Source organism: Actinoplanes sp. NPDC020271, from assembly GCF_044388125.1.
Taxonomy (GTDB): Bacteria; Actinomycetota; Actinomycetes; order Mycobacteriales; family Micromonosporaceae; genus Actinoplanes.
Genome location: NZ_JBIRWQ010000004.1, coordinates 360,485 through 380,868, shown reverse-complemented (window position 1 = coordinate 380,868; position 20,384 = coordinate 360,485). Strand labels below are relative to the sequence as shown.

Annotated in this window: 20 protein-coding genes, 1 tRNA gene, 1 other RNA gene and 1 pseudogene; 15 read left to right on the top strand and 8 right to left on the bottom strand. The window is 67.7% G+C overall.

The annotated features are described in order from the left end of the window. Positions 1–555: pseudogene (locus ACH442_RS11955) on the bottom strand (hypothetical protein); the annotation flags it as partial. Between the two features lie 118 nt (positions 556–673). After that, entirely contained in the window at positions 674–901 is a 228-nt protein-coding gene (locus ACH442_RS11950; protein ID WP_396337948.1) for a helix-turn-helix domain-containing protein, read from the bottom strand. A 139-nt stretch (positions 902–1,040) separates the two neighbouring features. Here ACH442_RS11950 and ACH442_RS11945 point away from each other — a divergent pair, with 139 nt between their 5' ends. Continuing rightward, entirely contained in the window at positions 1,041–1,571 is a 531-nt protein-coding gene (locus ACH442_RS11945; protein ID WP_396337947.1) for a DUF6912 family protein, read from the top strand. Between the two features lie 5 nt (positions 1,572–1,576). Here ACH442_RS11945 and ACH442_RS11940 read toward each other — a convergent pair whose 3' ends face one another. Continuing rightward, positions 1,577–2,656 carry a hypothetical protein gene (locus tag ACH442_RS11940; RefSeq protein ID WP_396337946.1) on the bottom strand — a complete coding sequence of 360 codons (1,080 nt, stop codon included), beginning with the start codon at positions 2,654–2,656 and terminating at the stop codon, positions 1,577–1,579. A gap of 311 nt (positions 2,657–2,967) precedes the next feature. Here ACH442_RS11940 and ACH442_RS11935 point away from each other — a divergent pair, with 311 nt between their 5' ends. The 11 genes from ACH442_RS11935 to ACH442_RS11885 all read left to right on the top strand — a co-directional run bounded on the left by ACH442_RS11935 (position 2,968) and on the right by ACH442_RS11885 (position 13,739). Further along, the gene (locus ACH442_RS11935) at positions 2,968–3,483 is read left to right on the top strand and encodes a PadR family transcriptional regulator (RefSeq protein WP_396337945.1); all 516 of its coding nucleotides are present in this window, start codon (positions 2,968–2,970) and stop codon (positions 3,481–3,483) included. A 52-nt stretch (positions 3,484–3,535) separates the two neighbouring features. Beyond that, positions 3,536–4,648, top strand: coding sequence for a peptide chain release factor 2 (gene prfB, locus ACH442_RS11930; RefSeq protein ID WP_396337944.1), 1,113 nt, complete (start codon positions 3,536–3,538; stop codon positions 4,646–4,648). A gap of 140 nt (positions 4,649–4,788) precedes the next feature. Next, positions 4,789–5,469, top strand: a complete 681-nt coding sequence (gene ftsE / locus ACH442_RS11925; protein ID WP_203739818.1) for a cell division ATP-binding protein FtsE — start codon at positions 4,789–4,791, stop codon at positions 5,467–5,469. 66 nt (positions 5,470–5,535) lie between these two features. Beyond that, a complete protein-coding gene (ftsX, locus tag ACH442_RS11920; protein WP_396337943.1) occupies positions 5,536–6,411 on the top strand; it encodes a permease-like cell division protein FtsX in 876 nt (291 codons plus the stop codon). A gap of 112 nt (positions 6,412–6,523) precedes the next feature. Continuing rightward, positions 6,524–7,771, top strand: coding sequence for a M23 family metallopeptidase (locus tag ACH442_RS11915; RefSeq protein WP_396337942.1), 1,248 nt, complete (start codon positions 6,524–6,526; stop codon positions 7,769–7,771). Between the two features lie 36 nt (positions 7,772–7,807). After that, a complete protein-coding gene (gene smpB / locus ACH442_RS11910; protein WP_396337941.1) occupies positions 7,808–8,284 on the top strand; it encodes an SsrA-binding protein SmpB in 477 nt (158 codons plus the stop codon). Positions 8,285–8,355: 71 nt separating this feature from the next. After that, positions 8,356–9,039 carry a cellulose binding domain-containing protein gene (locus ACH442_RS11905; RefSeq protein WP_396337940.1) on the top strand — a complete coding sequence of 228 codons (684 nt, stop codon included), beginning with the start codon at positions 8,356–8,358 and terminating at the stop codon, positions 9,037–9,039. Between the two features lie 30 nt (positions 9,040–9,069). Further along, positions 9,070–9,451, top strand: a transfer-messenger RNA (tmRNA) gene (ssrA, locus tag ACH442_RS11900). 477 nt (positions 9,452–9,928) lie between these two features. Then, positions 9,929–11,527 (top strand): Re/Si-specific NAD(P)(+) transhydrogenase subunit alpha, encoded by a 1,599-nt coding sequence (locus ACH442_RS11895; protein ID WP_396337939.1) that lies wholly within the window; start codon positions 9,929–9,931, stop codon positions 11,525–11,527. A 5-nt stretch (positions 11,528–11,532) separates the two neighbouring features. Next, a complete protein-coding gene (gene pntB / locus ACH442_RS11890; protein WP_396337938.1) occupies positions 11,533–12,951 on the top strand; it encodes a Re/Si-specific NAD(P)(+) transhydrogenase subunit beta in 1,419 nt (472 codons plus the stop codon). A gap of 188 nt (positions 12,952–13,139) precedes the next feature. Then, complete coding sequence (locus tag ACH442_RS11885) at positions 13,140–13,739, top strand: DUF5753 domain-containing protein (protein WP_396337937.1); 600 nt, start codon at positions 13,140–13,142, stop codon at positions 13,737–13,739. Between the two features lie 20 nt (positions 13,740–13,759). Here ACH442_RS11885 and ACH442_RS11880 read toward each other — a convergent pair whose 3' ends face one another. Next, the gene (locus tag ACH442_RS11880; RefSeq protein ID WP_396337936.1) at positions 13,760–13,951 is read right to left on the bottom strand and encodes a DUF397 domain-containing protein; all 192 of its coding nucleotides are present in this window, start codon (positions 13,949–13,951) and stop codon (positions 13,760–13,762) included. A gap of 286 nt (positions 13,952–14,237) precedes the next feature. On the opposite strand from ACH442_RS11880, the gene ACH442_RS11875 reads away from it, so the two are divergent. Next, on the top strand, positions 14,238–15,149 hold the full coding sequence (locus ACH442_RS11875; RefSeq protein ID WP_396337935.1) for a helix-turn-helix domain-containing protein: 912 nt from the start codon (positions 14,238–14,240) through the stop codon (positions 15,147–15,149). Between the two features lie 2 nt (positions 15,150–15,151). On the opposite strand, the gene ACH442_RS11870 is transcribed toward ACH442_RS11875, so the two are convergent. Together ACH442_RS11870 and ACH442_RS11865 are read right to left on the bottom strand one after the other, a co-directional pair. Next, entirely contained in the window at positions 15,152–15,595 is a 444-nt protein-coding gene (locus ACH442_RS11870) for a DUF6232 family protein (RefSeq protein WP_396337934.1), read from the bottom strand. A gap of 329 nt (positions 15,596–15,924) precedes the next feature. Continuing rightward, positions 15,925–16,731 (bottom strand): S-methyl-5'-thioadenosine phosphorylase, encoded by an 807-nt coding sequence (locus ACH442_RS11865; RefSeq protein ID WP_396337933.1) that lies wholly within the window; start codon positions 16,729–16,731, stop codon positions 15,925–15,927. A gap of 123 nt (positions 16,732–16,854) precedes the next feature. Here ACH442_RS11865 and ACH442_RS11860 point away from each other — a divergent pair, with 123 nt between their 5' ends. Both ACH442_RS11860 and ACH442_RS11855 read left to right on the top strand, forming a co-directional pair. Further along, positions 16,855–17,403, top strand: coding sequence for a YqgE/AlgH family protein (locus ACH442_RS11860; RefSeq protein ID WP_396338133.1), 549 nt, complete (start codon positions 16,855–16,857; stop codon positions 17,401–17,403). A gap of 77 nt (positions 17,404–17,480) precedes the next feature. Continuing rightward, positions 17,481–17,556, top strand: a tRNA-Ala gene (locus ACH442_RS11855). Between the two features lie 448 nt (positions 17,557–18,004). Here ACH442_RS11855 and ACH442_RS11850 read toward each other — a convergent pair. Beyond that, entirely contained in the window at positions 18,005–18,763 is a 759-nt protein-coding gene (locus ACH442_RS11850) for an SDR family NAD(P)-dependent oxidoreductase (RefSeq protein WP_396337932.1), read from the bottom strand. Between the two features lie 32 nt (positions 18,764–18,795). Further along, complete coding sequence (locus ACH442_RS11845) at positions 18,796–20,379, bottom strand: MFS transporter (RefSeq protein WP_396337931.1); 1,584 nt, start codon at positions 20,377–20,379, stop codon at positions 18,796–18,798. Positions 20,380–20,384: the final 5 nt, after the last annotated feature.

Sequence of the window (20,384 nt, the reverse complement as noted above, 5' to 3'; positions counted from 1 at the left end):
CGCGTCGGGCCTGACGGCCGCACCGGCCGCGTCGGGCCTGACGGCCGCACCGGCCGCGTCGGGCCTGACGGCCGCACCGGCCGCGTCGGGCCTGACGGCCGCACCGGCCGCGTCGGGCCTGACAGTCTCGCCGGGCGAGCTGTAGCTGCCCAGCGGGCCGTCCGCGGCCAGTGCGCCGGGTCCACCGCGGGTGCCGGAATCACCGTGCGTGCCGGAATCACCGTGCGCGCTGGACTCACCGCGTGGGCGTGACCCACCGCGCGGGCCGGCCCCACCGGGCCGATCGGATCCACTGGCCGGGCGGATCAGCTCGGAAGAACCGGCCTCGACCGGTGGGCGGGCCTCGCGGCGCCGGACGTGACCGGTCACCGGAGGCGGCCCGGGTGGCTCGGACACGATCGGTCGTGGCCAGTCCAGGGCCAGCTGCTGCGCCGACGACCAGAGCTGGGGTGCCAGCTCGTCGTCGAACGGGGGTTCATACCGCGGGACCGGGCGCAGGCGAATCGCCGCGCGGGGCCCGGCGGACGCGATGTCGGTCAACGATCGCACGTTCACCACCGATCCTTGCGTTTGCCTCCGTTTGCTTGCGACTGACTCAGTCTGCCTGCGTCTACAAGCGAGCGTCAACGCCGCGACGGGTATCGGGAAGAGGCGCAAAAGCCGCCTTGCGGGATCACTCCGGCTCGCGCTCGGACATCGGGTTCTCGCGGACCCAGGCGGCGGTCTCCGCATATTTTCCCTGGATGTATTCCTCCAGCTTGGCCCGCTCGACCCGCCACTGACCGCGGCCACCGATCTTGATCGCGGGCAGCTCGCCGCTGCGCACCATGTGATAGACCTGCGAGTCCGAGACGTTCAACTCGGCCGCCACGTCGGACAACAACAGGAATCGGCCCTCCACCGTGGCCTCCCACTCTGCTTGGTTACGCCAGCTGCAGTTTGCCACCGTTTGCCGCCGACATCATCCCGGGTGACCCCGATCCGGAGACGCCTGGTGGAATGGGCCTCTCCCGGACCGCGGCGGCGGTGTACTGACCGGGATGTCGAAGCAGGAGGAGAACGTGCCGATCACCGAGCTGATCCGGGTGTACGTGCCGGCCACCGTGCCGATGCTGGCGGCCCTGCGGGCGGAGGGCCGGCTCGGCGACGGGACGAGGGAGGCGCATGCGGTCACGCCCGCGCTGCGGGAGTGGTACGCGGAGGGTGACGAGGAGGAGTTGGAGTACGTGGCCTTCACTCGTGCCGCGCAGGGCGCCCTCGAGCTGCTCCGGCACGACGCTGCCGCACCTCGCCGCCGGGTGGTCGTCTCCGCCGACGTGCCGGCGTCGACGCTGGTCCGGGAGGACGTCGAGCTCGGTTCGAGCACCGTCCGGCTGCCCGAGCCGATTCAGTTGGCGCAGGTGGCGAGCATTCACGTGGACGGCGCCGAGGCGGTCGAGGCGGTCGCCGCGGCCGCGGAGGTGGTGACCGAGGCGCTGGCCGGCGACCCGGACGCCCAGTTCACCGTCGACGGTGCCGAGGACCACGAACTGGAGTGGTACGCCGTCTCCGAGCTCGACGAACTGCTCTGAGAGCCTCAGCCCTGTTCCGGGTCCTCCGCGGAGGCGGCGGTCTTCGCGGGTGTCCGGTGCTCGGCCGCGACGACGTCGGTGGCCGGGGTCTTGAACTCGATCGGAGCGTCCTCGGCGTCGGCCCGGCCGGCCGCTGACGCCTCCGTCACCTCGTCGTCGCGGTCCTCGTCCTCGTCGTCCTCGGCGGGGGACATCGTCCGTCCGACCGCGACCATCGCGGTGAACGCTCCGGCGAAGAGCACGATCAGGGCGCTGTTCAGCCGGTTCGTGCTGAGGATCTGCTGGACCGACGTCTCCAGCTCGCTGACCTTGCCGGCCAGGTCGAGCACCTGCGCGCCCGCGGTCCGCGTCAGGACCTCGGAGATCACCGAGAGCAGGCCCGCGCCGCCGCCCGCGACCAGGAAGAACGGCCACCGCAGGTCGGTGCCCGCGCGGCGGCCGGCGCGGCGCAGCACGACGAAGGCGATCAGGCCGGCGGCGAGACCGCCGAGCGCGGACTGCCCGTACGAGAAATATTGGTTGGCGTCGGCGGCGGCCTCGGTGGTGTCGTTGCCGAGCAGGTTCAGCACCGGACCCTGCACATAGCTGTCGTTGAGGACCAGGCCGACCAGGAAGACGCCGAGCGTGCCCCATGCGGCGGCGGCGATCACCGGCGGGATGCGCAGGCCGGCGAACGCCCCGCCGATCGTGGCGGCCGCGGCGACCGTCCCGCCCACCGCGGCGTACATCGTGCCCTCGGTGTTGATCGTGAAGAGGACCAACGCGCAGAGCACTCCGGTGAGCAGGCCGGCGCCGGTGCCGACGGCGAACCGGGTGGTGGCGCCGAGTCGGCGGCGCGTGCTGATCAGGGTGATCACCAGCAGGGAGAAGGCGGCCCCGGCCACGATCGCGGCCGAGACCGCGCCGGGCAACGCGTACGCCGTCGAGGTGACCTCCATCGCCGCGTCCGCCCAACTGGTGATCTTGGCGCGGGCCGAGACCAGCATTCCGGCAGCCCAGGCGAGCGCGGCGACCGCCAGGAGGATCGCGGTGAGGCGCGGGATCTCGCGGGTCTCCGGGGCGGACTGGGGCTCGGGGTCGGTCATGGGGGCCAGGGTAATAGGCGAACCTGCGAGCCCCCGACCGGCCGTCAGCGAAGCGACTGCGCCCACATGCGCTGAATGTCCGAATGTGCGTGGCAACTCGCCCGTATTTGTGGCTTTCCTGCCTCGGCCTGCCTGTCTGACCGAATAGGTGCTCCATTTTAGCTGGTCAACTACGGGATGAGGCGCAAAACACCCGGTCTGGGCGCTCGTTGTCGGACTGTCTGTGCGGGACAGTCGTTTGTGGAGGCGCAAACTGGACGGATCGTGCGAAATCCTGGACGCCGGAGCGACAAAGTGGCAGCTTAGAAGGCATGCCCGACTTCCAGATCAATCCCACGGCTGCCGCCTTGCTCGGCCTGCTTCACGAGGGGCCGATGACCGGCGGACAGCTCATGGCGGCTGCCGAACGCCGCCTCGGGCCCTACTGGTCGATGACGCGGAGCCAGGTCTACCGCGAATTGCCCGTACTGGCCGAAATGGGGTATGTCCGCCTCGGCAAGCCGGGTCCTCGGTCCAGTCAGCCCTATGCGATCACCGCCTCCGGGAAGCGCGCCTTCGGGCGCTGGCTCACCGAGTCGCCCGGCCGGGACGCGTTGCGCAACCCGGTCGCGCTGCGAGTCGCCTTCGGCCAGCAACACAGCAGTGACCAGTTGCAGACCCTCTACACCACCGCCAACCAGTACCACTCCGAGGCGCTGGCGATGGCGAAGGAGCAGGCCAAGGAGGTCAAGAAGAACGGCGACTCGTACGGCGCGGCCGCGCTGGAGTTCGCCGTCGCCTATCACAAGGCGGCGCTGAGCTGGCTCAAGACCGTTCCGTCCGAATGAGTTGAGGACGCCCCGGCCAGTGAGCTGGCCGGGCGGCGTAAACTTGAGTGTCGTGACCGCTGCCGACTTCCCCGAGCAACTCAAAGCACTCGACGCCACCCTTCGCAACATCGAGAACGTCCTGGACGTCGACAAGCTGCGCCGCGACAAGGCGGATCTCGAGGAGCAGGCCTCCGCCCCCGACCTCTGGGACGATCAGGCCCGGGCGCAGGAGGTCAACAGCCGGCTGTCGTACGTCGCCGGTGAGATCTCCAGGTTGGAGCGGCTGCGCGGTCGTCTCGACGACGCCGGCCTGCTGCTGGAGATGGCCGAGGCGGAAGGTGACGCCGACTCGGTCGAGGAGGTCGGCTCCGAGATCGCCACGCTGACCAAGTCGATCGACGAGATGGAGGTCCGCACCCTCCTCTCGGGGGAGTACGACTCCCGCGAGGCTCTCGTCGCCATCCGGGCCGGAGCCGGTGGGGTGGACGCCGCCGACTTCGCCGAGATGCTGATGCGGATGTATCTGCGCTGGGCGGAACGGCACGGTTACCCGACCGAGGTCTACGAGACGTCGTATGCGGAGGAGGCCGGCCTCAAGTCGGCCACCTTCACGGTCAAGGTTCCTTATGCCTATGGGACGTTGAGCGTCGAGTCCGGCACCCACCGGCTCGTCCGGATCAGTCCGTTCGACAACCAGGGTCGCCGGCAGACCAGCTTCGCCGGTGTCGAGGTGATGCCGGTCGTCGAGCAGACCGACCACATCGAGATTCCGGAGAACGAGCTCAAGGTCGACGTCTACCGCTCCTCCGGTCCGGGTGGGCAGAGCGTCAACACGACCGACTCGGCCGTGCGGTTGACGCACATTCCGACCGGCATCGTCGTCACGTGCCAGAACGAGAAGTCCCAGCTGCAGAACAAGGCGTCCGCTTTGCGTGTTCTCCAGGCCCGGCTGCTGGAGCGCATCCGCCAGGAGGAGCAGGCCAAGATGGCCGGCCTGAAGCACGACACCACCGGTTCGTGGGGCGACCAGATGCGTTCGTACGTCCTGCACCCGTACCAAATGGTGAAGGATCTGCGCACCGAGTACGAGACCGGTAACCCTTCGTCGGTCTTCGACGGCGACGTGGACGGTTTCATCGAGGCGGGCATCCGCTGGCGCAAGCAGAACGAGATGGCGGCCTGACAAGATTCATCACGGTGAGCGACCCCGCCTGAGCGCTGGGTCAGGCGAGGGTTGCTCAGTTTTGTTGTTGCCGCAGGTGGTGAAGATTCCCGACCCCGGCGGACTTGGCGAATTCGTTACACCGCGTAGACTCCACTCCCGTGATTCAGCTCGAGAACGTGACGAAGACGTATCCGAAGGCGTCTCGGCCGTCGTTGGACAATGTCAACGTCGGGATCGAGAAGGGTGAGTTCGTCTTCTTCATCGGCCCTTCAGGTTCCGGTAAGTCGACGATCATCAAGCTGCTGTTGAAGGAGGTCCAGGCGACGCGCGGCAAGGTTGTCGTGAACGCCAAGGACGTCACTTCGCTGCGGTCCTGGAAGGTCCCGCACTTCCGCCGCTCGATCGGTTGCGTCTTCCAGGACTTCCGCCTGCTCCCGAACCGCACCGCATATGAGAACGTCGCGTTCGCCCTCGAGGTGATCGGCAAGACCAAGGCCGTCGCCCGGCGCGTCGTTCCCGAGGTGCTCGAGCTGGTCGGCCTCGGCGGTAAGGAGCACCGCTACCCCCACGAGCTCTCCGGTGGTGAGCAGCAGCGCGTCGCGGTGGCCCGGGCCTTCGTGAACCGGCCGCTGATCCTGCTCGCCGACGAACCCACCGGTAACCTCGACCCGGACACGTCGATCGAGATCATGCGACTGCTGGACCGGATCAACCGGACCGGCACGACCGTCGTGATGGTCACGCACGACTCCAACATCGTCAACCAGATGCGCCGCCGGGTCATCGAGATCGAAAGCGGACGGATCGTCCGTGACCAGGCCCGCGGTGTTTACGGCTGAGACCGGCTCCGCCCACATGTTCAACGCTGAAACAGCAACACGCGGAGTCCCGGAAGGATCCCCCCGATGCGCGTGAGATACGTCCTCAACGAGGTCCTGGTGGGCCTGTGGCGTAACGTCACCATGACGATCGCCATGATCATCACCATTACGGTCTCGTTGGGCATGCTGGGTGCCAGCGTGCTGATGTACCTGCAGGTCGACCGTATGAAGGACTTCTACTACGGCGAGATCGAGGTCTCCGTCTTCCTCGCGGACAACGTCGAGGATGCGCAGGTCCAGGCGCTCAAGCAGCAGATCGACTCGAACCCGCTGGTCAAGTCGGCTGCCTACGAGAGCAAGGAGGACGCGCTCAAGCGCTTCCAGACTCTCTACGCCGACTCGCCCGACTTCGTGAACGCCGTGAACGCCGACAGCCTGCCGCAGTCGTTCCGGGTGAAGCTGAAGAACCCCGAGGACTACGACAAGTTCAACGAGGAGTTCAAGGGCGCCACCGGAGTTCAGCGCATCATCGACCAGCGCGAGCTCTTGCAGAAGGTGTTCAACATCTTCAACTCGGTCCAGCTGATGTCACTGGTGTTCGCGATCGTGATGGCCGCGGCCGCGGTGCTCCTGGTGGGTAACACCATTCAGGTGGCCGCGTACAGCAAGCGGCGAGAAGTCGCGGTCATGAAACTCGTCGGTGCGTCGAACTGGTTCGTCCAGGCGCCGTTCGTCCTCGAGGCGGTGGTCGCCGGCGCGATCGGCGCGATCCTCGGGTTCGTCGGGCTGTTCATCGGCAAGGTCGTCCTGCTGGACAACAAGCTGCAGGCCCTGACGGCGATTCTGACCCCGGTGCCGAACGGCAACGTCTGGCTGATGCTGCCGCTGCTGGTGGGTGTCGGCGCGCTGCTGAGCGCCGCGACCGCATGGATCACCCTTCGGTTCTACCTGAAGGTCTGACCCCACTCCGGGCCTCTGCACCGAAGGCCGCGACCCCACCCGGGTCGCGGCCTTCGTCGCGTTAGGGCGGTTTAGAGGGATCCGGGCGAAAAGTGCGGGTACGGTGACTCCGGTGAGGTACCGCCGTCCGAATCCCCTGCTGCCCCTGCTTCTCTGTCTGGTCAGCGCCGTCGGACCCGCCGTGGCCCGTCCCGCGCCGGCGATCGCCGACCAGAACGACGCATCAAAGGCGGCCCAGGCCGTACGTCGTGCCGAAGCTCTTCTGGAGAACGCGGGAGCGACCGCTCGTGCGGCCGCCCGTCGCCTCGCCGCCGCCTCAGCCGCGCTCCCGGCCGCCCAGCACCGGGTGGCCGCGGCCCGCGGTGTCGTCGTCGCCACCCGGGTCCAGGCCTCCACCGCCCGAGCCCGTGCCGACGCCGCCCGGCTGCAGTACCAGCAGGTCGCCGCGGACTGGACGGCCGCGCAGGAACGGGTCGCCGGCGCCCGCGACCGGGTCGCCGAGATCGCCCGCAACAGCTACATGGGCAGCGGCTCGGTCACCCGCTTCAACCTGCTCGTCTCGGCGACCGGGCCGGTCGACCTGATGGACCGGATGAGCCTGGTCGACGAACTGGTCCGCAACGAGAACGCCGAGGTGCACCGCCTGGTCGGAGCCCGGCGGGAGGCTCGCGCCGCCCAGGACCGGGCCGGCGCGGCGAAACGGGCCGCGGAGGTGGCCGAGGCCGAAGCGGCGGCGAAGCTGCAGGCCGCCCAGACCGCGCAGGTCGACGCGGTCCGCGCCCGGCGCGACGTCTACCAACTGGTGCTGGCCCGGCGCACGGCTCTGGCCGCCGCCAACGCGCAGCGGGCGACCGTGCTCGAGCAGTACCGGGCCGCGGTCCAGGCCGAACGCAAGATCCGGTCGAGCATGCGAGGCTGGGAGACCCGCTCCGGATACCGGCGGCAGTATCACGGGCAGCTGCTGATGCCCGTACACGGTTGGAAGAGCAGCGATTACGGCAACCGTTACGACCCGTACTACCGGGTCTGGCAACTGCACGCCGGCACCGACTTCGCGGCCGGCTCGGGCACGCCCATCCGGGTCGCGGCGGCCGGCCGGGTGATCCAGGCCGGATGGCGAGGCGGGTACGGCAACTACACGTGCGTCAGCCACGGGCGGGTCATGGGGACGAGCTTCTCCACCTGTTACGGTCACCAGTCGCGCATCTACGTCCACGTCGGGCAGTACGTCCGGCAGGGGCAGATCATCGGACTGGTCGGCAGCACCGGCGCCTCCACCGGATCACACCTGCACTTCGAGACCCGTTTCGGCGGTGCGCCCCGGAATCCGCTGAATTATCTCCCGCCCTGCCTTTGTTAGAGTTGTGAGTCGATCAATCAGCAGGGGGTTCCAGGTATGCCACGCGAACAGGGGCGCAAGCTCGTCGCCTCCAACCGCAAGGCGTATCACGACTACGCGATCCTCGATACGTACGAGGCCGGCATGGTCCTCACTGGCACCGAGGTGAAGTCGCTGCGCGCCGGGCGCTCCTCGCTGGTCGACGCGTTCGGTCACGAGGACCACGGCGAGATCTTCCTGCACGGCATGCACATCCCGGAGTACACGCAGGGCACCTGGACCAACCACGAGCCCCGCCGGGTCCGCAAGCTGCTGCTCAAACGCGACGAGATCGCCAAGATCATGGGCAAGCTGAGGGACGACGGCGTCACGCTGGTCCCGCTCTCGGTCTACTTCCAGAACGGGTACGCGAAGGTCGAGCTAGGCGTCGCCAAGGGCAAGAAGAGCTACGACAAGCGCCAGGACATGGCCGCTCGGGATGCGAAGAAAGAGATCAATCGCGCCATGGGTCGCCGTGCCAAAGGCATGGCTTAGGGGTTATCCTGCGCCGCCAGGCTTGTTGATCACTCCGCCCCAGCTCGACTCTTCCTCGAGGAGACCGGCCGTTGTCTGCCCCGTCCAAGCACCGTGATCGCCAGTTCTTCCTCGCCCGCGGAGTGTTCGGCCTGGCCGCCCTCATCCTGGTCGGCCTCGTGGTGTTCATCGCCGTGCGCTCCGGCGGCTCGGCGTCGGCCGACGAGAACCCGGTGATCGTGCAGCCCTCGGCCGACCTGCAGGCGGCCGAGTCGACCACGGTCCCGCTGGAGGCGTCGTCCGCCCCGGGCGCTGTCGTCCCCTCGGTCGCGCCGTCGGCCTCAGCCTCGGCCTCCGTGTCGCCGACGCCGTCGAAGCCGGCCTCGGCCGGCCCGTCCAAGAGTTCGGCCTCGCCGAAACCCTCGAAGACGTCCGCGAGCCCGAAGCCGAGCGCCTCGAAGAGCCCCGAGCCGCCGGCCTCGGTCGACCTGAGCGTCAACTGCAAGACCACCTCCTGGAACGGTGGCTTCATCACGAGCGTGACTGTCCGGAACAACGGCGACCAGAGCCACAACTTCCAGGTGACCATCAAGTACTCGGCGAACGTCCGGATCACCTCCGGCCCGTGGAACTCGAGCGCGGTCAACTCCAGCGGCACCCAGATCGGCCTGCGCGGCAACCGCCCGGTCGATGCCCACGGCGCCGTCATGATCGGGTTCCAGGGCGACGGCAGCGGCAGCCAGGGCGGGTGCTCGGTGGCGGTTACCGCGGGATGAGCTAATATTGTCGGGCTGTACCAATATCCAGGGGGTGACTGGTTTCGACTTCGTAGGTGGAGACAGGGGAAGCGAGCCGAGGAAGCCGACGTCGTCTCGAGAATCGGTCGTCGGAAACTTATAAGCGCCAACTCTAAGTTTGACGCTGACCAGTACGCTCTCGCCGCCTGAGGCAAGTAGCGTGGTCTGTCGGTCTGGGAGCGCCTCCGTCCCAGCTGCCGGCATCAGCTAGGAGGCTGGCCAACCGGTCCCGGTCACGGGGACCGCGCGGCGAGATCAATCAGTGACTGGGCCCGTCGTCCGAACTTGCTCACGTGAGTCGGAGGGCCGAGTAGGGACGTAGTGAGCTGCGCTCGGAGAAGCCCTGACAAAGCAACGAAGGACCCGGGTTCGATTCCCGGCACCTCCACAAGTGGAGGATTACTTGAACCCGCGAGAGCGGGCGACAGTTCACCCGCAGCGGCGGCGCCAATGGCGCCGCCGCTGCTTTTTGTGCATCAGCGACCAGCGGCATCGGCGTGTGGCGACGCCATGCCCGACCTGCTCCGGGTCGGCGTCCCGAGCGGGGTGGTTCGGAGCGGACATGCGGCGCAGAAGGTCGCCGACGGAGATCTGCAGTAGCTGAGCCGCAGCGCTCACGGCCGACCTGGTGGCATCGCTTACCTGGATTGACGGCAGGTGCCTCCGCCTGAGCCGAAAGTGCGGATGGAGCAAGCACATCAAGCGACCGCATCGATCAGGTCCTGTCGGGCGAGCGGTGAAGCAGGCTTGCGGGGTGAGCGATGGCCTTGAGGTTACTGAGAGTGATGTGATGAGTTGTAGTGTGACAGCGGTCATGGGAGGGCGTTACGCTACTGGCGAGTAACAAGCTCGTGCCCTGAACGCGTTCATGGTCGGCATCCGTGAAGACACCCACCTTCACGTTTCCGCCGTAGGTCCGGCAACGTCGCTAGAACTACATGGGAGTCGATTGATGATCATTGGTGTTCTTGGGGAGTCCAGCCCGGGGGAGAGGCGCGTGGCGGCGACGCCCGCGACCGTCGGGCAGTTGCTCAAGCTGGGATATGAGGTGGTCGTCGAGCCCGGTGCGGGGCGGCTGGCGTCCTTCTCCGACGAGGCCTTCGCCGAGGCCGGGGCCACGATCGGTGACCCGTACGGCGCAGATGTGGTTTTTTCGATCAACCCACCGGAACCGACCCGGCTGGATCGGCTCAAGGCCGGGGCCACCCTGGTCGGCGTCTTCAGTCCGCGGCTGAACGAGGACCTGGTCGCCGACTTCGCGCGGCGGCCCGTCACCGTACTGTCGATGGATGCCGTGCCCCGGATCTCGCGGGCGCAGTCGCTGGACGTGCTGTCGTCGATGGCGAACATCGCGGGGTACCGCGCGGTGGTCGAGGCGGCCCACGCGTTCGGGCGGTTCTTCACCGGGCAGGTGACCGCGGCCGGTAAGGTGCCACCGGCGAAAGTGCTGGTGGCGGGCGTCGGCGTGGCCGGGCTCGCGGCGATCGGCGCGGCCGGCAGCCTCGGCGCGATCGTCCGGGCCACCGACCCGCGTCCCGAGGTCGCCGACCAGGTCAAGTCGCTCGGCGGGGAGTACCTGGCGGTGCGGGCGGCCGACGTCGAGGTCTCGTCGACCGGTTACGCCAAGGAGATGTCCGACGACTACAACGAGCGGGCGGCGCAGCTCTACGCCGAGCAGTGCGCCGACGTGGACATCATCATCACCACCGCGCTGATCCCCGGACGACCGGCGCCGCGGCTGATCACCGAACGCATGGTCGCGAGCATGAAGCCGGGCAGCGTGATCGTCGACATGGCCGCCGCGAACGGCGGGAACGTCGAGGGCACCGTCGCCGGGGAGGCGATCACCACCGCGAACGGCGTGACGATCATCGGGTACACGGACCTGGCCGGGCGACTGCCGGCGCAGGCCTCCCAGCTGTACGGCACCAACCTCGTGAACCTGATGAAGCTGATGACGCCCGAGCGTGACGGTCAGCTCGTGCTCGACTTCGACGACGTCGTGCAGCGGTCGATCACGGTCGTACGGGACGGGGAATTGACCTGGCCCCCACCGCCCGTGCCGGTGTCGGCGGCACCGGTGCAAAAAGTCGAAACACCTGTCGTGAAAGCCCCGGAGAAGCCGAAGAATCGGACCCTGCCGCTCGTCGGCGCCGGCGCGGCGGTGCTGTTCCTGCTCACCGCCCTCGCCCCGGTGGCCCTGCGCGGACACCTCATCGTCTTCGCGCTGGCCATCGTCATCGGCTACTACGTGATCGGGCACGTCCACCACGCCCTGCACACGCCGCTCATGTCGGTGACCAACGCGATCTCCGGGATCATCGTGGTCGGCGCGCTCCTGCAGCTCGGGCACGGCGGCGTCGTCGTGACCGTGCTGTCGTTCGCCGCCATCCTGCTGGCCAGCATCAACGTCTTCGGTGGCTTCGCGGTGACCCGCCGCATGCTCGCCATGTTCACCAGGAGCTGACGCCGATGACCATCGAAAAGGCCTCCCAGGCGGCGTATCTCGTCGCCGCCCTGCTCTTCATCCTGGCGCTGGCCGGCCTGTCCCGGCACGAGAGCGCCAAGCTCGGCAACACCTTCGGCATCGCCGGCATGGCGCTCGCCCTGATCGCGACGGTTGCCCTGGCCATCGACGGAGATCTCAGCGGTACGGGCCTGGCCCTGCTCCTGATCGCGACCGCGGCCGGCGCCGCGATCGGTCTGTACCGGGCCGGCAAGGTCGAGATGACCGGCATGCCGGAACTGATCGCGCTGCTGCACAGCTTCGTCGGCCTCGCCGCGGTCCTCGTCGGATGGAACGGATACCTGCACGTCGAGGCGGCCGCCGGCGGGGCCGAGTCGGCCGCGCTCGCCGCGCAGGACCTGCTCGGCATCCACAGCGCCGAGGTGGTCATCGGGGTGTTCATCGGCGCGGTCACGTTCACCGGGTCGATCGTGGCGTTCCTGAAATTGTCCGCGCGGATCAACTCCCGGCCGTTGACGTTGCCCGGCAAGAACTTCCTCAACCTGGGCGCGCTGGCCGCGTTCGTGGTGCTCACGGTCTGGTTCGTGATCGACCCGCAACGGTGGCTGCTGATCGCGGTGACCGTGGTCGCGCTGGCGCTCGGCTGGCACCTGGTCGCCTCGATCGGCGGCGGCGACATGCCGGTCGTGGTGTCCATGCTGAACAGTTACTCCGGGTGGGCGGCGGCGGCCTCCGGCTTCCTGCTCTCCAACGACCTGCTGATCGTGACCGGGGCACTCGTCGGATCGTCCGGTGCCTACCTGTCGTACATCATGTGCAAGGCGATGAACCGGTCGTTCCTCTCGGTGATCGCCGGTGGCTTCGGGATCGAGGCCGGCCCGTCCGACGACACCGACTACGGCGAGCACCGGGAGATCCAGGCCGACGCGGTCGCCGAACTGCTCGCCTCGGCCGAGTCGGTGATCATCACGCCGGGGTACGGGATGGCGGTCGCCCAGGCCCAGTACGGCGTCGCCGAACTGACCCGCAAGCTGCGCGACAAGGGCGTCGACGTCAAGTTCGGCATCCACCCGGTCGCCGGCCGGCTGCCCGGGCACATGAACGTGCTGCTCGCCGAGGCGAAAGTGCCCTACGACGTGGTGCTCGAGATGGACGAGATCAACGACGACTTCGCGCGTACGTCGGTGGTGCTGGTCATCGGCGCCAACGACACGGTCAACCCGGCCGCCACCGATGACCCGTCCAGTCCGATCGCCGGCATGCCGGTGCTGAAGGTGTGGGAAGCCGCCGAAGTGATCATCTTCAAGCGGTCGATGGCGTCGGGTTACGCCGGGGTGCAGAACCCGCTCTTCTTCCGCGACAACAGCGCCATGCTCTTCGGCGACGCGAAGGAGCGCGTCGCCGACATCCTGCGCGCCTTCTGATCCGCCCGGTCCCGGCCTGGTCACCGTGGCCAGGCCGGTTTCCTCGGGCGAACATTCGACGGACACCTGCCCACGTCTTGGGATCATGGTGGAACTCTGTGTAATGTGCAGTCCGCATGCCGAAATCAGCGTTTTGCAGATGGCCGACGGCGGCCGCACTAGCATCGAGATCCTATGGAGGCGCGGCGATGACAAAGATGTTCGACGTCCAGAACTCGGGCGCCTTCTGGCGCCTCCACGCTACGGAGAAGGTCGCCACCAGCATTTTCTACAATCAGCCGCAGCTTGTTCCGGGAGTTCTTCAGCAGCCGGCCTACGCCCGCGCCGTGATCGCCGGACTCTCCGGCCTGCCGGTTGATGACCCGGAAGTCATCGAACGTCTGAAGGTGCGCAACGAGCGACATTCCGCATTCTTGAAGCGCCTCGAGGGGGCAAATCCTCCCCACGTGCACGTGGTCCTCGACGAGGCCGTGTTCCGGCGGTCGCCCGGGTCGGCTGTGATGCGAGAGCAGATCGAGCATCTGATCGAGATTTCCCGCAAGCCCACTGTTCAGGTCGGCATCATCCCGGCAGAGCGCGAGTACCACGAAGGTCTGGCGGGGATGTTCGAGGTCCACGACACCGCGGACGGCAGCATCGTGTTCTTCGAGGGTGCGGAAGGCGACCGGATTCTCGACGACGACCCGGACCGGATCGCCGGCTATCGCGACATGGTGGGGTCGCTGATGGGCATCGCGGCCCGAGGCGACGAAGCGCGCAGGCTGATGAGCAAGCTCATCGGTCGTTGAGCCGTGAGATCTGTCGGCCGCTAGAGGGATTCGCCGGCTTTAAGGGCGTCGATGAACAGCGCGAAGGATTCGCAACCGAAGCTGAGCACGGGGCCGGAACGATCCTTGGAGTCGCGCATGAGCGCACTGTCCGTGGTGATCATGATCTCCACGCAGTTGCCGGTGGAACTCCTCGAGCTTTTGCGCCATTTCGGTGGGGTGTGGCCGTCCACAATGCCTCCTATGAAACGAACGGTCGCCCGGTTGCCTTGGGCTGGGAATCTCGGTGCGGCCGGGTCCAGGGCTGCACCGGAGGTCGAGTCGCCGCAGTGGAGCCGACCGATCACTCACAGTACCGGACATTCAGCTTTCTGGATCCCGTCGGACAACGGCGCGGATCGGTTTCTCGCATCGTCGATGTTTGTCTGTCCCTGAGATGCAGTAGGCTTTCGTCGGGTTTTTATCGGCCACTTGCTTTCTGCAAGTTGCGGTGGCGACGGAAGAGGGGATGTAGGCGACATGTCAGAAGCGTCTGGCCGGTCTGTCGTGCCGCAGCCGGGGGCCGGCCCGAAGATCGCCAGAGCGAGCGTCGCGCAGCGCCTGAAGCTGCTGCGCGAGCGTGCCGGCCTGAGCGCTTCTGTGGTTGCCGGAGCAATGGATTGGTCCGCATCGAAGCTGACGCGGATCGAAAAAGGCGAGGTCTCGGTCCAGCCGCTCGAGGTCCGCGCATTGTTGACTTACTACGGTGTGGCCGATGACGACGAGGTCGACGAGTTGTCGCGTCTGTCACGGACCTCCCGCACCCGTCAGTGGTACAGCAAGCATCGGTTGACCGGAGCCTTCGCTGACTTCGTCGCTTACGAGAATGAAGCCGCGGTCATCCGGATGTGGCAGATTCTTTTCGTTCCTGGGCTGTTGCAGACCAAAGAATATGCGCGAACCGCCGTGGCGAGGACCCTGCGTGCCGATCCGAACGACGAGCAGGTGCAGGCTCGGGTGGATCTGCGGATGAGCCGTCAGGAGGCGGTTTTCGAGCGCCTCGGCGGTCCGAATGCGCCACGGATCGAGGCGGTGATCGACGAGGCGGTGCTCAGGCGGCCGGTCGGTGGGCCCGACCTCATGTCCCGCCAGCTGGATCGGCTCCTCGAACTGGCCGAGGGCAACGACCGGATCTCCATCGGTGTGACTCCGCTCGATCTGGAGCATCATTCCGGCCTCGGTGGCTCGTTCGAGTTGCTCCAGTTCTCCGGGCAGAGTCACAGTGACGTGCTTTTCGTCGAGGCGGCGGCGGGCTCCGACTTCCTTCTGACCGACGATGCCTCGACGAAACAACATCGGGCGCTCTTCCAGGACCTGCTCGACTACGGCCGGACGGGAGACCGGGCCTTGCAGATGATTCGTGCGATCCGCGACGACTTCCGCCGATCCTGAGCTCACGGCTTCGGGCGGCGACTGGCCTCCTGGGCGCGGACGACGGCCCGTCTCACCTGCTCGAAGACGCGGCGGTCGCGCGAGCTGAAGAGGACGATGCGGCGCCCCCGACAGCGCGCGGTCAGAGTCATCCACCGTGGTTTGCGGTGGTGATCGATGAGGATTGCCCCGGTCAGGCCGGCCCCGGCCAGCAGGCCGGCCGCACCGAACAGCACCGGCGACCCGGAGAGCGCGGCAGGGAGGATGCTCGCGAGCATCTCGACCGCTCCACAGTAGATCGCCATCACCTTGGTGGGAAACGCGTAGTAGTAGCACGGATTCTCGATGACCAGATCGCGGATCCGGTAGCAGCCCTCGAACGTCTCGACGTGGGTGCTGGTGACAACGATGCCGGGGCCTGGGAACAGGATCCGACCGGTCTTCGCCGTGCGTGAGTGTGTCGACATGACGCACCTCCTAAGAGGTATCGTCTGTCGCGATTAGGCAACTAGCAATGGGCCGTAACGATCCTGCCGTCAGCTACCCGCTGTCTGCACTTTGCAGATCGAGGGTTTTGAGCGTTATGAGGCAAATACGTGCCTGGTATGGAGTTCTTTGTCGGCAATCGGCACTTATCATGTTGGCCGCACGCCGGATGACCCCCGGCCCGGGCCAGCCGTCGACCGGAGGTTCCCAGGACTTCACCGGCTCGAGCGCGCCGAACCTCCTCGCACGCGCAGATCCGCTCGGCCGAGGCGGGGCGGCTCACGACGTACGCGCAAAAAGGTGTTGATCCTCAAGGGAGATCGAACGGGACCTTGATGCCCTCCAGGGAATCCTTGCAAGGGCACGAGCGCTCGGTCGGGAGCTTCGTCACCGCGTCCAGGAGCACGTCGCGCAAGCGGGCGGTGTTCTCGGCGAAGACGGAGAAGACCTCCTCCTGGGTGACACCGTGGTCGCCCTCGACGCCCGCGTCCAAGTCGGTGACGAGCGCAATCGCGGTGTAGCAGAGAGCCAGCTCGCGGGCCAGGACCGCTTCCGGGTGACCGGTCATGTTGACGATCGTGCCGCCGATCGAGGTGAACCAGCGGGACTCGGCGCGCGTCGAGAAGCGCGGACCCTCGACGACGATCATCGTGCCGCCGTCGACCGCATTCACCCGAGCGGCGGAATCCAGAACCGTGGCGCGGCCGGCCGGACAATACGGATCGGCGAACGACACGTGCACCGCGCCCTCGTCGAAGAACGTCTGCACCCGGCCACTCGTTCGGTCGATCAGCTGATCCGGCACCACGAACGTGCCCGGCCCCAATTCCGGCCGCAGGCCACCGACCGCGCACGGCGCCACGACCTGACGCACACCGAGCGAACGCAGCGCCCACAGATTCGCCCGATAGGGGATCTTGTGCGGCGGGAACCGGTGATCGCGCCCGTGCCGCGGCAGGAACGCCACCCGCCGCCCGCCGACCTCGGCAATCGTGATCTTGTCGGATGGCGGACCATACGGCGTCGTGACGTCGTGTTCAATGGCGCCGTCGAGCAGTGCGTACAGCCCTGATCCGCCGATGACGCCGATCTCTGCTGCTGGGGATGACGGGTTCATGTGCAGACCTTATCCGTGGCCGGAAAGCCAGGCTAATGTGCTGACATGGCGTTGACGTCGGACGGTGGAAGGAATCCCGTGTTCGGTGAGGGGCAGCGGATCGGAGGCCGATCGGTGGAGTCGATGACCGGTCAGCTGCTGGTTGCCACGCCCACCCTCAAAGATCCGAACTTCGACCGTACGGTCGTGCTGCTCGTCGCCCACGAAGCGGGCGGCGCCCTGGGAGTGGTCCTCAACCGGGCCACCGAAGTCCCGGTCGCCGAAGTGCTCGGCAACTGGGGCGAACTGGCCGGCGACCCCGCCGTGCTCTTCGAAGGCGGCCCGGTCCAGCCCGAGTCGGCGATCTGCCTGGCCCGCACCCGCCCCGAAGTGAAAAAACGGGTGACCGGTTTCCACCCGGTCGCGGGCTCGCTCGGCACCCTCGACCTCTCCGCCGACCCGGAACACCTCCGGGAGAACGTGGCCGGCATCCGGGTCTTCGCCGGATATTCGGGCTGGTCCGCGGGCCAGTTGGAAGAGGAGATCGCCTCCGGCTCCTGGTTCGTCTTCGACGCCCTCCCCGGCGACCCGTTCGTCGAACGGCCCGACGACCTGTGGGCCATGGTCCTGCGCCGCCAAGGCGACATCCTGGCCGCGGTCGCCCACTTCCCGCCGGACGTCTCCCTGAACTGAGGGGGTGGTGCGGGGGGCCTCCCGGGGGTGTGTAGTATTTCCAGCGTGCCCGGGGGAAACGCCGGGGACGACAGCAAGGGGCTGTGGCGCAGCTGGTAGCGCACCACACTGGCAGTGTGGGGGTCAGGGGTTCGAGTCCCCTCAGCTCCACCATGGGTTGCTTACGTGAACCCGGGTCAGCGCGAGCGATCCGGAGAAGTGACCCGGTGGATGAAGCACCGACCGATTGGTCGGTGCTTTTCTGTTTTCCGGGGTGACGTGCCACCTCGACCGTAGGGTCCGAGCCGGGCGGCGAGAACGACCCAGGCTCCTCCGCGGCGAGGAGAATCTTGGCGAAGACTGCTTCGTCGGGTGCGCGGCCACCGGGCTCACCGCCCGCCGGTGCAGCTCGTCCTGCCGTCCCGCTGCGATCGACCGGTAGGACTCCTGTCAAAGGGTCGTCACCTTCACTCGAGCGAGTGGCTCTGGTCCCCGATCTCCGCGGACCAGAGCTCTCGTCGTTTCTGCGCGGGGTTGCGGTGGTTCCGGACGGGGCCGAGTCGGCGGTCGGCACCTTCGCGGTGCGGGTCGGTGCGGGGTTGGGCCTCGGCGCGGCCGGCGGTCAAGCGCGGGCGATCGGGCCGAGGTACGTACCGCCGGAGACGTCGATGGTCTGGCCGGTGACGAATCGGCCGGCCGGGCCGGCGAGCAGGCCGACGACCTCGGCGACATCTTCGGGCTCGCCCAGGCGACCCAGTGCGGTGATCGCCTCTATGCTGGCCACCACCTCGGGAATCGCGGTGTATCCGGCGGTCATGTCGGTGCGTACCGCGCCTGGCGCGACCGTGTTCACCGTGATGCCCCGCCCGCCCAGTTCGTTGGCCAGCGACGGCGCCATCGACTCCAGCGCCGCTTTGCTGACCGTGTAGCCGATCTGTGTGGAGACCGCGAACCGGCTGGCTGTCGAGCCTATGTTGATGATGCGGCCGCCGTCGTTGAGCAGCGGCAGCGCTCGCTGGATCAGGAAGAACGGCGTGCTGACATTGATGGTGAACAGGTGCTGCAGCTCTTCCGGGGTGACTTGCGCGATCGAGTTGCCCGAGCTCAGGCCGGCATTGTTGACCAGGATGTCCAGTCTGCGTCCGGCGAGCGCGTCGAACAGGGCGTCCAGGGCACCGTCGTCGCCGAATCGGGCCTTGACCGCGAAAGCCTGACCGCCCTCCGCTTCGATCTGGGTTACCGTCGCGGCTGCCGCCGCGTCGTTGCCGGCGTAGTGGACGACTATCTCGGCGCCGTCGGCGGCCAGTCGTCTCGCGATCGCCCGCCCGATGCCCCGGGATCCGCCGGTGACCAATGCTGTCTTGTTGTCCAGCGTGCCCATCGTTCGTGCTCCTTCGCGTTCGTACGGAGTGTTCACTGGTCGGGGGAGGCGGGCCGGCTGAGGACTGGGACGTCGGCTCGTGCCGATGCGGGGCCGCGCAGCAGGATCAGGGTGAGGACCGCCGTGCTGACGAGAATGACGGCGGCGACCGTGCTGGTGGTGTGCATGGCGGTGATGAATGCCGTACGTGAGGCGTGCACGACGTGGTCGGCTTCGGCGGCGGGCAGGTTCCGCGCGACCACCGAGGCGCCGGCGATGGTCTGCTGTGCCGTGTCGGCGGCGGCGGCCGGGAGCCCGGTAGGAAGCAGGGTGGTGACTGCGGACTTGTAGCTGGCGGCCATGACACTGCCGAGCAGGGCGATGCCGAGCGCTCCGCCGAGTTCGCCGGAGGTCTCGATGAGGCCGCCGACGGCACCGGCCCGTTCGGCGGGGGCGGCGCCGAGTAGGTGGTCCGCGACCAGCGTCATCACCGAGACGATGCCGGCGGCGACCAGTCCAGCCCCGACCAGTGCGACGGTGAGTGGCGAGAAGCCGGTCAGCCGGACCTGGGTGAGCACCCCGAAACCGGCGGCACTCAGCACCAGGCCGGCGGCGAGCACGCGGGGCCGGCCGAACGCGGACGAGGATTTGGCCGCCAATGGTGCCGCGGCGCCGACGCCGACGGCCGGCACGACGCTCCACAGTGCGGCGATCAGCGGGTCGAGGCCGAGCACCGACTGAAGGAACTGGGTGATGACGACCGAGCTGGCCATCAGGGCGAACGTGCCGATCACATTGATCAGGACGGAGCCGCCGATCAGGCGCTGTCCCAGGGCGCGGACGTCGATCAGCGGGTGAACGAGCCGTAGCTGCCGAACGGTGAACGCCGCCCCGGCGATGACGCCGACCGCCAGGATCAGCGCCGGACCGGTGGCCCAGCCGTTCTCGGCCAGGCTCTTCACGCCGTACGTCACCGGGAGAATCGATGCCAGTGCGGTCAGTGAGCTGAGCCAGTCGACCCGGCCTGCCGCCGCGCCGCGTGATCCGGGCAGCAGGACCGGCGCGATGATCAGCAGCAGCGCCATCGCCGGGAGGTTGATGAGGAAGATCGAGCCCCAGAAGAACGTGTCGAGCAGCAGGCCGCTGATGATCGGGCCGACGGTGACGCCGCCGGCCATGACCGCGGTCCAGATCGACATCGCTTTGATGCGCTGCGCCGGGTCGGGGAACATCGTGCGGATCAGGGCGAGCGTGGCGGGCATCAGTGTCGAGCCGGCGATGCCCAGCACGGCGCGGGCCAGGATGAGCATGCCGGCGGTCGGTGCGAACGCCGCGGCGAGGGAGCTTGCGGCGAAACCGACGGCGCCGATCATGAGGAGCCGGCGATGGCCGATGCGGTCGCCGAGGGCGCCCATGGTCAGTAACAGTCCGGCCAGGACGAACCCGTAGATGTCGAAGATCCACAGTTGCTGAACAGCGCTGGGACGGAGGTCGGAGGCGATGAACGGAGCCGCGAAGAACAGCACCGACACATCCATCGACACGACGAGCAGGGGCAAGCACAGCACGCCGAGCGCGATCCATTCCCGGCGGGAGGCGGCGGTTGATCCAGTGCCTTGCGTTATCTGCGTATGCATCACGC